The sequence below is a fragment of the Flavobacterium plurextorum genome, from assembly GCF_002217395.1.
Lineage (GTDB): Bacteria > Bacteroidota > Bacteroidia > Flavobacteriales > Flavobacteriaceae > Flavobacterium > Flavobacterium plurextorum.
The window spans coordinates 10,253-24,131 of the sequence record NZ_MUHD01000020.1 but is presented as its reverse complement, the minus strand read 5'-3'; the positions used below and the strand labels follow the sequence as shown (position 1 = coordinate 24,131).

13 protein-coding genes are annotated in these 13,879 nt (G+C 32.7%); 4 read left to right on the top strand and 9 right to left on the bottom strand.

Going from position 1 to position 13,879, the window contains the following annotated elements; genetic code table 11:
* Nucleotides 1-6 precede the first annotated feature (6 nt).
* The 4 genes from bglX to B0A81_RS11105 all read left to right on the top strand — a co-directional run bounded on the left by bglX (nt 7) and on the right by B0A81_RS11105 (nt 6,960).
* Nucleotides 7-2,307, top strand: coding sequence for a beta-glucosidase BglX (bglX, locus tag B0A81_RS11120; RefSeq protein WP_089058177.1), 2,301 nt, complete (start codon nt 7-9; stop codon nt 2,305-2,307).
* Nucleotides 2,308-2,399: 92 nt separating this feature from the next.
* Nucleotides 2,400-3,185 (top strand): glycerophosphodiester phosphodiesterase family protein, encoded by a 786-nt coding sequence (locus B0A81_RS11115; RefSeq protein WP_089058107.1) that lies wholly within the window; start codon nt 2,400-2,402, stop codon nt 3,183-3,185.
* Between the two features lie 66 nt (nt 3,186-3,251).
* Nucleotides 3,252-5,183, top strand: coding sequence for a discoidin domain-containing protein (locus B0A81_RS11110; protein ID WP_089058176.1), 1,932 nt, complete (start codon nt 3,252-3,254; stop codon nt 5,181-5,183).
* A gap of 385 nt (nt 5,184-5,568) precedes the next feature.
* Nucleotides 5,569-6,960, top strand: a complete 1,392-nt coding sequence (locus tag B0A81_RS11105) for a M20/M25/M40 family metallo-hydrolase (RefSeq protein ID WP_089058106.1) — start codon at nt 5,569-5,571, stop codon at nt 6,958-6,960.
* 361 nt (nt 6,961-7,321) lie between these two features.
* Here the strand turns inward: B0A81_RS11105 and B0A81_RS11100 are convergent, their stop codons facing one another.
* From B0A81_RS11100 to B0A81_RS11060, 9 genes are all read right to left on the bottom strand, one after another.
* Nucleotides 7,322-7,627: a hypothetical protein gene (locus B0A81_RS11100; RefSeq protein ID WP_089058105.1), complete on the bottom strand. Its 306-nt coding sequence runs from the start codon at nt 7,625-7,627 to the stop codon at nt 7,322-7,324.
* A 3-nt stretch (nt 7,628-7,630) separates the two neighbouring features.
* Nucleotides 7,631-8,083 (bottom strand): hypothetical protein, encoded by a 453-nt coding sequence (locus B0A81_RS11095; RefSeq protein WP_089058104.1) that lies wholly within the window; start codon nt 8,081-8,083, stop codon nt 7,631-7,633.
* Nucleotides 8,084-8,172: 89 nt separating this feature from the next.
* Nucleotides 8,173-8,850 (bottom strand): YiiX family permuted papain-like enzyme, encoded by a 678-nt coding sequence (locus tag B0A81_RS11090; protein WP_089058103.1) that lies wholly within the window; start codon nt 8,848-8,850, stop codon nt 8,173-8,175.
* A 165-nt stretch (nt 8,851-9,015) separates the two neighbouring features.
* Nucleotides 9,016-9,912, bottom strand: a complete 897-nt coding sequence (locus B0A81_RS11085; protein WP_089058175.1) for a hypothetical protein — start codon at nt 9,910-9,912, stop codon at nt 9,016-9,018.
* A 19-nt stretch (nt 9,913-9,931) separates the two neighbouring features.
* Nucleotides 9,932-10,750 carry a 3-deoxy-8-phosphooctulonate synthase gene (kdsA, locus tag B0A81_RS11080; RefSeq protein WP_089058102.1) on the bottom strand — a complete coding sequence of 273 codons (819 nt, stop codon included), beginning with the start codon at nt 10,748-10,750 and terminating at the stop codon, nt 9,932-9,934.
* Between the two features lie 230 nt (nt 10,751-10,980).
* Complete coding sequence (locus B0A81_RS11075; protein WP_089058101.1) at nt 10,981-11,328, bottom strand: hypothetical protein; 348 nt, start codon at nt 11,326-11,328, stop codon at nt 10,981-10,983.
* Between the two features lie 29 nt (nt 11,329-11,357).
* A complete protein-coding gene (locus tag B0A81_RS11070) occupies nt 11,358-11,810 on the bottom strand; it encodes a 2-dehydro-3-deoxyphosphooctonate aldolase (RefSeq protein WP_089058100.1) in 453 nt (150 codons plus the stop codon).
* Between the two features lie 89 nt (nt 11,811-11,899).
* Nucleotides 11,900-12,577 carry a lysoplasmalogenase gene (locus B0A81_RS11065; RefSeq protein WP_089058099.1) on the bottom strand — a complete coding sequence of 226 codons (678 nt, stop codon included), beginning with the start codon at nt 12,575-12,577 and terminating at the stop codon, nt 11,900-11,902.
* Nucleotides 12,574-13,857, bottom strand: coding sequence for a sterol desaturase family protein (locus B0A81_RS11060; RefSeq protein ID WP_089058098.1), 1,284 nt, complete (start codon nt 13,855-13,857; stop codon nt 12,574-12,576). The genes B0A81_RS11065 and B0A81_RS11060 overlap by 4 nt, the downstream gene beginning before the upstream one ends.
* Nucleotides 13,858-13,879 lie beyond the last annotated feature (22 nt).

The following is a 13,879-nucleotide window of genomic DNA, read 5'->3' as shown; positions in this document are numbered from 1 at the left end:
AATAGAATGAAAAACAAATTAGTCTTACTATTTTTAGGATGTGCTGTTTTGGGTTATGCCCAAAAAAAGAATACTAAAAATACAGTAAAAATTAAACCAAAGTCAGAGTTTGTAGCTGAGCTTTTGTCAAAAATGACATTAGACGAAAAATTAGGTCAGCTTAATTTACCAACTTCTGGAGATATTACAACAGGACAAGCAAACAGTTCTGATGTGGCTAAAAAAATTGCTGAAGGTAAAGTTGGAGGTTTATTCAATATTAAATCTGTTCAAAAAATTAAAGAAGTACAAAGAATTGCAGTTGAAGAAAGCCGTTTAAAAATTCCATTGATTTTTGGTATGGATGTTATTCACGGTTATGAAACAACATTTCCAATTCCGTTAGGATTATCTTGTACTTGGGATATGGGCTTAATCGAAAGAAGTGCACAAATTGCCGCGCAAGAAGCAAGTGCAGATGGTATCAACTGGACATTCTCACCAATGGTTGATGTTTCTCGCGACCCACGTTGGGGAAGAGTTTCTGAAGGTTCAGGTGAAGATCCATATTTAGGAAGTGAAATTGCAAAAGCAATGGTTAATGGATACCAACAACACGATCTTTCTAAAAACAATTCAATTATGGCATGTGTAAAGCACTTCGCTTTATACGGTGCGCCAGAAGGTGGTCGTGATTACAATACTGTAGACATGAGTCATATTAGAATGTTCAACGATTATTTTCCTCCTTACAAAGCCGCTATTGACGCTGGAGTAGGTTCAGTTATGGCTTCTTTTAATGAAGTTGACGGAATTCCTGCAACTGGAAATAAATGGTTAATGACAGATGTTTTAAGAAAACAATGGGGCTTTAAAGGTTTCGTAGTAACAGATTTTACAGGAATTCCTGAAATGATCGAGCATGGAATGGGAGATTTACAAGCAGTTTCTGCTCAGTCTCTAAATGCTGGTGTTGAAATGGATATGGTTGGAGAAGGATTCTTAACTACTTTGAAAAAATCTTTAGACGAGAAAAAAGTTACAATGGCTACAATCGACAATGCTGTTAAACTTATTCTTGAAGCAAAATACGATTTAGGATTATTTAGTGATCCTTATAAATATTGTGACGAAAAAAGAGCAAAAACAGAAATCTTTACTTCAAGCAGTAGAAAAGAAGCAAGATCAATCTCTGCGCAATCTTTGGTTTTATTAAAAAATCAAAACCAAGTATTGCCTCTTAAAAAATCGGGAACTATTGCTTTGATCGGGCCATTGGCAGATGCTAAAGAAAATATGCCGGGAACTTGGAGTGTAGCGACAAAAATGGAGAATGCAATTTCATTGTTAGCAGGAATCAAAGAAGTAGCAGGAAAATCAACAAAAGTATTATATGCAAAAGGAAGCAACTTAGATTACGATGAAACTTTTGAAACTAACGCAACAATGTTTGGAAAAACATTACACCGTGATTCTCGTTCAAAAGAAGAGTTATTGGCAGAAGCTTTAAAAGTAGCGAACCAATCAGATGTAATTGTTGCAGCTCTTGGAGAATCTGCAGAAATGAGTGGAGAATCTAGCAGTCGTACGAATTTAGAAATTCCAAAAGCACAAAAAGATTTATTAAACGCATTATTAAAAACTGGAAAACCAGTAGTTTTAGTTTTATTCGACGGTCGTCCGTTAGTTATTAAAGAAGAAAACGAAACTGTTCCAGCTATTTTAAATGTTTGGTTCGCAGGTTCAGAAGCAGGTTATGCTATTGCTGATGTTTTATTTGGAGATGTAAACCCTTCAGGAAAATTGACTTCAACTTTCCCAAGAAGCGTTGGACAATTGCCAATTTACTATGCACACAAAAATACAGGAAGACCACTTTCTAACACAGAAGGAAAATTTGAAAAATTCAGATCTAACTATATCGACGAAAGAAACGAACCATTATTCCCATTTGGTTTTGGTTTAAGCTATACCACTTTTGATTATTCAAATTTGAAAATTTCATCTGATAAAATGAATTTCAGTGGAAAATTAAAAGTTACAGTTGATGTAGCAAATACTGGAAATTATGACGGAAAAGAAACAGTTCAATTATACATTAGAGATTTAGTTGGTTCAGTAACAAGACCAGTTAGAGAACTGAAAGGTTTCCAAAAAATAGCACTTAAAAAAGGTGAAAAACAAACCGTGACTTTTGATATCACAGTTGAAGATTTAAAATTTTATAATTCTGATTTACAGTTTGTAGCAGAACCTGGACAGTTTGATATTTTCGTTGGAGGAAATTCAACTGCCGACAAGAAAGTTAGTTTTGAGTTAACTAAATAGTTGGTTTATTGGTTAGTTAAAAGCCCTTCGTTTGGTTGACGGAGGGCTTTTTTTCTAAAAAGACGTTTTTATTCAATTATAATTTCAAAAAAATGAATACTAGTAAAATATTTCGAGCACTTCTTTTTTTCGCAGTAATAATAGCTTTCCATTCTTGCAGTGTACAAAATAATGGTATTGTCGCACATCGTGGCGCATGGAAAAAGAATAATCTTCCAGAGAATTCTATAGCAGCTTTAAGACACGCTATCGATTTGAAAAATGCAGGTTCTGAATTTGATGTTTGGAGAACTGCCGATGATTCTCTTGTAATCAATCACGATGCACATTATAACAAATTACTTATTGAAGAAACAAATTACGCAGATCTGATAAAGTTCAAACTTTCAAACGGAGAAAAACTGCCAACACTGCATGAATATATTACAGAAGGCAAAAGAAACAATAAACTAACACTTTTAGTCTGCGAAATAAAACCTTCGGAAATAAGTAAAGAGCGAGGAAAAAAGACTGCTTTAAAAGCGGTAGAAACCATCAAAAGATTGAAAGCTGATAAAATTACCTGCTACATTAGTTTTGATTATGAAATATTAAAACAAATTAGAGCAGTTGATAATAAAACCGTTTTGCAATATTTAGAAGGAAATAAATCGCCAAAAGAAGTAAAAGTGGATAATATTAATGGTATTGATTATCATTACTCTGTTTTCAAAAAACATCCTGAATGGATTAAAGAAGCAAAAGAAAATAATATTATTCTAAATGCTTGGACAGTTAACGAAGCTTCGGATATGGATTGGATTATTCAAAGTAAGTTTAATTATATAACGACAAATGAGCCAGAACTTTTGGCGCAAAGAATAAAAGAGAAAAAGTAGTTTTCAAGAAAAGCTTAATTCAAAATAAAGCAAATCATCTTGTTTTTAAACTTTAAAAATCAAAAAATGAAAAATAGATATACACTACACTCAAAAGTACTTTCGTTGCTTTTAATAGTTTGTAGTTCCGTCGGTTGGGCGCAAAACAATAATATTCCAGGTAAAACAGAATGGTTTGATCCAAGTAAACCGGCAACAACTTATTGTAATCCTATAAACATTGGATACAATTATACAACCGAAAATCATAATGGAATTCCAGTATCTCGACGTTCAAGCGCAGATCCTGTTATTATTACCTTTAAAGGCGAATATTATTTATTTGCCACAAATCAGGCAGGTTTTTTTTGGAGTAAAGATATGTCTGATTGGAAATTTGTCTACGGAAGCTTTCAAAGAAAACCTGCAGATGATGATCAATGTGCACCAGCAGCTTGGGTTGTAAATGACACCTTATTTTATGTAGGTTCTACTTGGAAAAGAGATCATCCAATCTGGAAAACCGATGACCCAAAATCTGGTCAATGGCTGCGACATGTTGATAAAGCAATGCTGCCAACATGGGATCCTGCCATTTTTCAAGACGATGATAAAAAAGTATATATGTACTATGGTTCAAGCGGAAAATTGCCGCTTGTAGGTGTAGAGGTAGATTACGATACGTGGCTTCCAAAAGGAAATCAGGCTGATTATGCAGAATTGTACAAAGCTACTGAAGTAGAAGATATTCAAAAAGTTTACGGTCAAGTAAAAGAAGTTGCGATTTTAGATCCTGCAAATCATGGATGGGAGCGTTTTGGACCAAACAATGATATGGAACCAGCGCCTTGGGGTAATTTTATTGAAGGTGCTTGGATGACAAAACACAACGGAAAATACTATATGCAATATGGTGCACCAGCAACAGAATTTAAAGGTTATGCAAACGGAGTTCATGTAGGCGATAATCCGCTAGGACCTTTTACCTATCAAAAACACAATCCGATGTCATACAAACCAGGCGGATTTGTAATTGGTGCAGGTCACGGAAATACATTTGCAGATAATTATGGAAATTATTGGAATACTGGAACGTGCAAAATATCTATTAAAGATCGTTTTGAGCGTCGTATAGATATGTTTCCAGCAGGATTTGATAAAGATGATGTAATGTATTCAATAACTTCTTATGGAGATTTCCCAATTGTGCTTCCAACAAGTCAGCGCGATCAAACAAAAGGAGCTTCATCAGGATGGATGCTGCTTTCGTACAAAAAGCCAGTAACCGTTTCTTCATCTGAAGAATGCATGGAAGTTGAAACACACAGAATGGATAACGGAGGTAAAAAGGTATATGAAAAGTTCTGTTATGGACCTGAAAATTTAACCGATGAAAACATCCAAACCTATTGGTCAGCCAAAACAAGTGATTCCGGCGAATGGCTTCAAATGGATTTGGGCAGACCAATGGAGATAAAGGCATTGCAGATTAATTATGCAGATCATAAAGCAACACAATACAATAAGGCAATGGATATTTATTATCAATATAAAATATTCATGTCTGATGATGCTCAAAACTGGACATTAGTTGTCGATAAATCTAAAAATGCAAAAGACGTTCCGCATGATTATGTTGAACTTACAAAATCAATAAAAGCGAGATATATTAAGATGGTTAATATTCATAATGCATCAGGTTTATTTGCAGTTTCAGATTTCAGAGTATTTGGAAACGGATTGCAGGCAAAACCTAAAGCTGTTTCCTCTTTTAAAGTAGATAGAAAAGCAGCAGATTCACGTAATGCAATGATTTCATGGAAAAAACAAGCAGATGCAGTTGGATATAATATTTACTACGGAATTGCTCCAGACAAATTGTATAACAGCATCATGGTTTACGGTGAAAATGCCTATGACTTTAGAGGTTTAGATAAAGGTACAAAGTACTATTTTACAATTGAAGCTTTTAATGAAAATGGGATTGGAGATAAGACCAAACTTATTGAAGTGAAATAGTTTATTATAATAAAATAAACCCGCTGGGTGTAATGCAATAAAAAATAATAGTTGAACACATAGAAATATAGATTTTATGTTAAAAAAAAAGTAAACCAAAAAGAAGCTCGTTTCTCACACATAGTCCCGAAGCTTCGGGATGAATTAATGCAAGTGAAACGCCTTTCTTTAGTTCAATAATTCTATGTTTCTATGTGTTAAAAATAATTACACCGAACGGGTTAGTAAAATAAATGAACTCCAATTGCAAACGAAATAGGTTTGTAATTGGAGTTTTTTTTGAGAAACGTTTAGAGAAAAACTCGAACAGTTTTAAAAGAATTTTGTTCCTTTGTGATCTAAGCTAAAAAAAACTCAAACAAAAGACCAAAACGCTATAAAAACTATGAAAAAAACGATTCTTTTAACTGCTTTAGTTTTAAACGGATTGACATTATTTGCCCAATCAAATGACGAGAAAAACATTAAATTATTTTATAAAAAAGCTTTAACCGAAGCAAAATGTTATTCTTGGTTAGAATATTTGTCTAATGATATCGGAGCACGTTTATCAGGCTCGGCAACTGCAGAAGAAGCAGTTCAATATACCAAAAGACAATTAGAAAGTCTTGGACTTGATAAAGTATATTTGCAAGAAGTTATGGTGCCTCATTGGGTGCGCGGCGAAAAAGAAACTGCTTTTATCCTTGACGGAAAAGTAAAAACTGCCGTTCCAATTTGTGCTTTAGGCGGATCTGTTGCAACGGCAAAAACAGGACTTACTGCCGAAATTATAGAAGTGCAGGGCATTAAAGAATTGAGTGAATTGGGAGCTGATAAAGTAAAAGGGAAAATTGTTTTTTACAACAGACCAATGAATCCTGAAAATATTGAAACATTTACTTCATATGGAGCTTGCGTAGATCAAAGATATGCTGGCGCTAAAGAAGCCGCTAAATTAGGAGCTGTAGGAACAATTGTTCGTTCAATGAATTTACGTTTAGATGATTTTCCACATACAGGAGCGCAAAGCTATGGAGATTTGAAAAAAGAAGAATATATTCCAACAGCAGCAATTAGTACAAATGGTGCCGAATTGTTGAGTAAATCTTTAAAAAGAAACCCAGCTTTAAAATTCTATTTTAAACAATCATGCGAAACTTTACCAGATGTATTATCTTATAATGTTATTGGAGAATTAACAGGAACAGTAACACCAGAAAATATCATGGTTGTGGGCGGACATTTAGATTCTTGGGATTTAGCAGACGGTTCTCATGATGATGGAGCAGGAGTAGTACAAAGTATGGAAGTAGTTCGTATACTTAAAAACTTAAATTATAAGCCAAAAAATACAATTCGTGTTGTATTGTTCATGAATGAAGAAAATGGCGGAAGAGGTGGAGCGAAATACGAAGAAGTTTCTAAGCAGAAAAAAGAAAACCACATATTTGCATTAGAGAGTGATTCAGGCGGATTTTCTCCAAGAGGATTTTCTATAGAAGCTGATGATGCTAATTTTAAGAAAATACAAGGATTTAAAGACTTATTTGAGCCTTATTTAGTACATAGTTTTACAATTGGGCATGCAGGTTCAGATATTGGTCACTTAACGTCTAAAGCCATCGTTAAAGCTGGTTTAAAACCAGATTCACAACGTTACTTTGATTATCATCATGCTGCAAATGATAAATTTGATGCTATCAATAAAAGAGAATTAGAACTTGGAGCAGCAACAATGACTTCTTTGATGTATTTATTAGATCAAAACGGAATTGAACTGCCGAAAGCTAATTAAGATTTAAAAATCTATAATATATAAAATAGACTGTCATTTTTGACAGTCTATTTTTTTTGATAAAAATAATCCCAGAGGGATGATATATTTACAGAAAGAATAGTCATTTTATTGTAAAGTTCCAGCGGATCGACATATATAAACAGAAAATAATTATGTCGCTCCGCTGGAGCTTTTTGACTTCGTGTAATTGTTTTTCTATAAATATTATGCTTCTCTGAAGCAAAAATAATTTTAAATACCAAGTGAAAACCCCAGAGGGATGAAATATTTGTAGAATAGAAGAATCGTGTTTTTAAGAAAGCTCCAGCGGAACGGCATATGTTTTGGGATAATTAAACGGATGATTCATAATTTGTATTTAAAGCCTTATCACAATCAAATAATACAAAAAGGTTATTGGAATATTAGAAAGCAGTATTAAAATCTTAAACGCAATCTCTTTTCGATATTCCGGTAAATGAATAAATCGATCCGTTAGATTCACTAACATTATAGTATTTACAATTATCGCAGAAGATGCAAACGGCCATGCAATAACTAATACATTCGGGCTTTCATTCGAAATAATATAAAGCATAAATAAGATCGTACTAATAATAAAAGTGCCAACAGCTAATTCAGTCGATTGCTTTTCTTCAAAAGGTTTGTGATGAGTTGTTTTCATAAATTAAATTTTAAATGATTGCTGAATAGTATGAATTGGTTTTAAAAGCATTTTTGAAAAATCAAGATAATGGAATGGCAGCGCTCGTTTTCCTTTTTTGTATTGCTTGATAAAATACAGCAGTTTGTTTGGGTAAAATACAGTTCCAGAGAGTATAACCATAAACAAATACAGACTTCGTTTCCCGTTTCCTAAAAGATAATACTGCATTCCAATTTCTTCATATACAGAGATACCCGTATTTGTCAAGACATGAATAATGTCATGATCTTCAAGTTTCTCTTGTATATCGAAATGATTCTTATACAGAAAATTACCTAATCCGCGGCCTAAACTTCCTTCTGGATAATCCATTAGCTGCGACTTGTCTATTTCCCAAGGTGCATTTTTTTTAAAATATTTTTGATATGGCTTTTTACTGCATTCATAAAGTTTTTCAATCAGATAATCTCGCATAGATATATTTTTAAAAGTTCTTTGAAATTCAAAGTAAAATAGTAAATAAAAAAGCCAATTGATTTTTCGAATTAGCTTTTAGTTGTTTTCTAATAATTATTAACTAAAGTTTTTAGTAAACTCGAATCTGAAAGGTCAGAAGGAGCAACTACTTTTTCTTGAAGCGGAATTTCATTACCATATCGTTCTTTTAATATTTTTTGAACTCTGACATCAGTTAAATTAAAATCTTTTAGTTCTCTTAATTTTGAAAGCTCAATGTCTGCAGCATTTTTATAAATTTTCCAAACCAATTCCGAACAATAAATTCTATTATCTGTCCATTCAAAATAAGAATCATAATCTATACCATCAAACTGCTGACTGTAATCTTTCATTTTTTGAAGAACAGCAGGAGTTAAAACAGCTGTATTTTTTAATCTTTTTACCACATATTTATTGTCTTTTCCATGCTGAATCCAATCTTCAAACGGAGTTAGTTTTATTGGTTGAACGGCTTCAAAAACAAACCATTTTCCGTTTATGTCGTAGATAATTCCGCAATGTGAGAACTTTGAGTTTGTGGCAATTCGCACTGCTTCGCATTGAGGCGACTGTGATGTTTGAAAAATAATATCACCATCTTGAATTTTACTCACAGCCTTATTTTCTGTTTTCGCTTTAGAAGAAAATGGATTATTTGGAAAAACAGACATTGCTACAAATAAAGCAAGACCAAAGCTCAGTAGAAATGTAATGCCGAAAAATAGATATTTTTGTTTTTTCATGTTTTTTATATTTGAAAGCTAAAAGTAATTTTTTCGTCGTTATATCTAATTTATTTTGATAAAAGATTAACACAACTAAAAAGAACTTTGAATTACAAAGTAAATAATAAAAAAAATAGTTACCAAATAAATGATAACTATTTTTAATTCTTTTCTTACGAAATATTAGATTCTGAAAATACCGCCGACAGCAATAATTCTTTGAAAAAAGAAAAAGTCTTGCGAAGCCTTATCTTCGTTGCTTACTGTAGTTCTAATATCCTGCATATTGATGTAACCGCCTTTTAATTCTCCCTGAATATAGAAGTGTTTGAAAAAAGTAACATTGATACCAGCTTTTGCCGAAACACCGTAACCAGAAATATGAAAATCATCATGACGATCTTTTCCTAGTAAAGTTGTATTTGTTTTAGGATATAAAAGTCCAGCACCTAAACCTTCAGTCAAGTTAATTTGTACCTTATCTATATTTGGCAGACCAAACCATTTTGAAACATCATCAAATCTTGAAACCTCAGTATTGATGTAATTCAAACCGTCAGTATGCTCATAAATTAAGAAAGGAGTGTCAGTGCTCCCAGGAGGCATTCCGCCTTCTTGTGCGCCGCCTATAGACATATCTACAGGTCTGTTATTGTAAACTCCATTGTAAATTGAACCAGCTTGATCAGCAGGTAAATCGATGTATCCGTTAACGTTTGCAATTTGATTCTGTGACATTACATATTTCATATGATCAACACCAATTGTTACGCTGTAATGATCACTAAAAAAGTAACCCAGTCTCAAGTTTGTTTGAGGAATTGTCATGTTTACAGGATTAACATAATCAACATGCCAGCCTTTCGGTTTATCATGAGCTTTCATATTTTCAACTGTAAAGTTGTAATCTTTACCTCTGAAATTTACATCAGAGTTAGAGTAACTTTCTCTGTTTCCACCCCACATCACAAAAAATTTTCCTTTATTATGAGCAGTGTATTTTTGTACCGGAATTTCCTCTTGGGCAAATGTGTTTAAAGAAGCACAAATCAAGAAGAAAAATAGAATTTTTGTTTTCAAAGAACTTAGTATTATAAATTTAGAATGAGTTAACTGTTTTTCTAATAGCAACTAATTTTGTCATTAAACCTTCAAAATAGTCTAAATGAAGCATATTAGCGCCATCACTTTTTGCATTTGCAGGATCAAAATGTGTTTCGATAAAAATACCATCAACACCTACGGCAATACCAGCTTTGGCAACCGTTTCGATCATATCTGGTCTTCCGCCCGTAACTCCTGCTGTTTGATTTGGCTGCTGTAATGAATGTGTAACATCTAGAACAGTAGTTGCATATTGCTGCATAGTAGGGATTCCTCTATAATCAACAATCATATCTTGGTAGCCAAACATAGTACCGCGATCAGTAACCATAACATTTTCGTTATTACAGTCTAATACCTTTTGTACCGCATGTTTCATGCTTTCAGGACTCATAAATTGTCCTTTTTTCAAGTTTACTGTTCTTCCAGTATTTGCAGCTGCCACAACTAAATCCGTTTGACGAACTAAGAATGCTGGAATTTGTAAAACATCAACGTATTGCGCCGCCAAGTCAGCATCTTCATTAGTATGAATGTCTGTAACTGTTGGAACGTGAAAAGTTTCAGAAACTTTTCTTAAAATTTTTAAAGCTTTTTCGTCTCCAATTCCAGAAAAGCTGTCAATTCTAGAACGGTTTGCTTTTTTAAAAGATCCTTTAAATACATAAGGAATTTGAAGATTGTCGGTAATACCAACTAATTTTTCAGCAATTCTAAGAGCCATTTCCTCTCCTTCAATAGCGCAAGGTCCCGCCAATAAAAAGAAATTTCCGCTGTCAGTATGCTTAATTTGTGGAATATGTTGTAAGTTCATAAAATTATTTTTTTGCACTGCAAAGGTAGTCATGATTTATGAATAGCAGATGAAGATTTAAGATTATTTTAAGAACTCGAATAACTGACTAGAAGCTTAGTAGAATTAAGGAATTTTTAAATTTTCTTTAGAATGATTAAATGCTTTTTTCAAGACAATATTAAAGCATGAAAAGAAATTGATAAATGACATTTATCATATTCTGAAGTTTTACAGTTTAATGTTGTTTTTTAGTTTTGACTAATACCTCTTTTCGATTTATTTTCTCTCCATCGTTTTATAAAATATTGAATAATAATAACGACAAGTAGAACTAAGAAAGTGAACAAAATTAGTGCAGCAATTGCTAAAAGAGGCATTCCGCATCTTGTTACATCGGGATGTTCATCATGAAACCTTGAAAAGTTTGTGGTGGCAGTATATAAAGAAATAACAGAACAAACAATCTGCAGGAGAATATTAAGGATCAAGACCTTTTTGAATTTAAACGAACCAGGTTTAAAAATTGCAAATGTGCCAAATAGCAGCTGAGATAATAAAGGCAGAATAATTAAAATAAAAGGAATCGATCCAAACATTGTTACTTATGTATTTATCAATTACAGATTTACTCTTTTTTTAAAGTCAGTCCCAGCGGAACCATCAAAATTCCTTTTTCATAAATATTCAAATACAGCGTTATCGGTTTTTTTTGTCCTTCCCAAGTCAATTCGTATACATTTAAAAAACCAGCACCCATATCGCTTCTTTTCGTAGGAAACGGGCAGCAGGTTTCTAAGCGTTTATAAGTGATTGTTTCACCATTTGGACCAGCTAAAGCATTCAAAAAACGAACTTCGTTTGTGGCTTCATCTTTTGTATTTCTAAAAAAGATATTTACAGGATAATCAGGATCATAACCGTACTTTTTGTCTTTGCTGAATAACGAAATAACAAAAGTATTGTTTTTACCTAATACCAAATCAGGTGCATTATCATCTACATTTTTTAATGTTGATTTTGTGCTGATGCAGGATGATACAGTAATTAGTAAAATAATGAAAAGAGCTGTTTTTTTCATGATGAGATCTATTTTGGTCGTACAAATGTAAAAGGTTTTTTTGCTGTATAACTGCGTTTAAAGAAGAAATAAGTATTTGGATCAAAATACTATTCAACCTTCTTCGGATTCATTTTTAATATACCAATTACAATCAGATATTGTGCCACAAGATAGGTGAGCATGATAAAAAAGGAACTTTTCTCAATTGGGTTGTAAAATTTATTAATTGCCAGAATACTATCAGAAATAACAAAAATAACCGCACCAGAAAAAACTAGTTTATTGCCTGGTTCATTCCAACTTAATAGTCCGTTGTAGGCAAATAAAAGCATAATCGAAATTACACTGGCGTAAACAATTACAGGTATTTTTAAATCGCCCAAAGAAGGGAGTAATACAGATAACATTCCAATTAAATAACAAGCAATTAGTATACTTCCAATTCCTATTGCAATACTGTTCTTTTTTAAATTTCTTTTAGTTTGACGATTAAAAAGTATACAATAAACAATGTGAGAAATCAAGAAAGAAACTAATCCTAGAATAAAATAGATTTCGGATATATCTGAAAAAAGCAATATTACATCGCCAATCCAGGAGAATACTAAGGCAGTTAAAAGAATATTTTTAGTTGGAAAATTTTGATAAAAATAAACTCCAAAAATTAAAATTGGTATTAATATCGGCTTCAAAAAAAAGTTTAAATTTTCGTGTCCTAAAAATAGAATAAGAAGATAAACGGCGCTGAAAGCAATATAGATTTTGAATAAAGTAGCGTTTCTCATTTTGTGGTTAATGTATTTATGGGTTGGTTTTGGATAGTTTTAAAATCAATTGTTATAAAGTATACCGATACTAAAAACGACAAACTCAGATAACCTAAAATAATATAATTGCTTAGATAAAAAACTTGATTTAAACCAAACCAATCACCATAATAAGTAATTATTGCTGTTGCGACTGCCAAGCGCAAACCTTCCCAAAAAATGACGTACCTATTTTTGTCCATTAATTCACAATAACTGTAAATAGTTATTAAGATGAAAAAACCGTAGATAAAAATGTTTGGAAGTCCGATTTTGGCAATATTATCAAACAAATAACTCACAAACAAAAGTGTTATTAAAAGTTGTGCTACTGACCAGTAAATTAGTTTTTGAGAGTTTTGCGTGCCATATTTTTCAAAATCAAAAACATTCTCAATTTTATTAACAGGATATTTTTCCTCGAAATTTTCTGGACGCCATCCAGTTGGTTTAAACCAAATGGTAAGTTTGTCTTTCCAATTCTCGGCGCGCCATGCATCTTTAATCAATAAGGTAAGATGCTGAAAATTTATTTTTATTGGATTCCAAGTATTAGCAGGTCTAGTGATTCCGAAAACCGGCGGAACATCATCAAGTTCCGCTTGAAAGGTGCCAAAAAGTTTATCCCAAAAAATAAAAATCTGGGAATGATTCTTATCTAAATATTCTGGATTTATAGCATGATGCACTCTATGATGTGATGGCGTAACGAGAATATGTTCAAGGACTCCCATTTTTTTAATGTGCTTAGTATGGTACCAAAACTGCAGGAACAAATGAAGCGGGAGTGTAATTGCAATTACTGAAGCCGGAACACCTAATAAGGCGGCGGGAATTAACAAAAAGGTAAACAAGTTAGCCAAACTTGCAATAGGCTGGCGCAGCGCACAAGCGAGATTAAATTCTTCGCTGCTGTGGTGAATAGCATGTTTGTTCCAGAAAAGATTAATTTGATGTGCCCAGCGATGGCTCCAATAGCCATAAAAATCGATAACAAAAAAGGCGATAATATAAGAGAGAACATTGGCTTCCTGATGAAAAAGGGCAATTTTAGAAACCATCCATTCGTAGGATATAAAAGTAAGGCTTAAGCCTAAAACGTCTTTTACAGAATTTGTAATACCAGAACTAATACTGGATACGCTGTCTATCAAAGGTGCAGTATCGTTCTTTTTGTAAATGCCATATATTTTTTCAATTACAATTAGAACTAAAAAAACAGGCATTGCGATAATCAATATTTTTCCGTACTCTTCCATAAAAAAAACATTCTATTTTATT

What these genes read in the sequence shown, in the direction of transcription:
- bglX (WP_089058177.1), top strand. Translation starts at nt 7, where the DNA reads ATGAAAAACAAATTAGTCTTACTATTTTTAGGATGTGCTGTTTTGGGT.
- B0A81_RS11115 (WP_089058107.1), top strand. Translation starts at nt 2,400, where the DNA reads ATGAATACTAGTAAAATATTTCGAGCACTTCTTTTTTTCGCAGTAATA.
- B0A81_RS11110 (WP_089058176.1), top strand. Translation starts at nt 3,252, where the DNA reads ATGAAAAATAGATATACACTACACTCAAAAGTACTTTCGTTGCTTTTA.
- B0A81_RS11105 (WP_089058106.1), top strand. Translation starts at nt 5,569, where the DNA reads ATGAAAAAAACGATTCTTTTAACTGCTTTAGTTTTAAACGGATTGACA.
- B0A81_RS11100 (WP_089058105.1), bottom strand. Translation starts at nt 7,627, where the DNA reads ATGAAAACAACTCATCACAAACCTTTTGAAGAAAAGCAATCGACTGAA.
- B0A81_RS11095 (WP_089058104.1), bottom strand. Translation starts at nt 8,083, where the DNA reads ATGCGAGATTATCTGATTGAAAAACTTTATGAATGCAGTAAAAAGCCA.
- B0A81_RS11090 (WP_089058103.1), bottom strand. Translation starts at nt 8,850, where the DNA reads ATGAAAAAACAAAAATATCTATTTTTCGGCATTACATTTCTACTGAGC.
- kdsA (WP_089058102.1), bottom strand. Translation starts at nt 10,750, where the DNA reads ATGAACTTACAACATATTCCACAAATTAAGCATACTGACAGCGGAAAT.
- B0A81_RS11075 (WP_089058101.1), bottom strand. Translation starts at nt 11,328, where the DNA reads ATGTTTGGATCGATTCCTTTTATTTTAATTATTCTGCCTTTATTATCT.
- B0A81_RS11070 (WP_089058100.1), bottom strand. Translation starts at nt 11,810, where the DNA reads ATGAAAAAAACAGCTCTTTTCATTATTTTACTAATTACTGTATCATCC.
- B0A81_RS11065 (WP_089058099.1), bottom strand. Translation starts at nt 12,577, where the DNA reads ATGAGAAACGCTACTTTATTCAAAATCTATATTGCTTTCAGCGCCGTT.
- B0A81_RS11060 (WP_089058098.1), bottom strand. Translation starts at nt 13,857, where the DNA reads ATGGAAGAGTACGGAAAAATATTGATTATCGCAATGCCTGTTTTTTTA.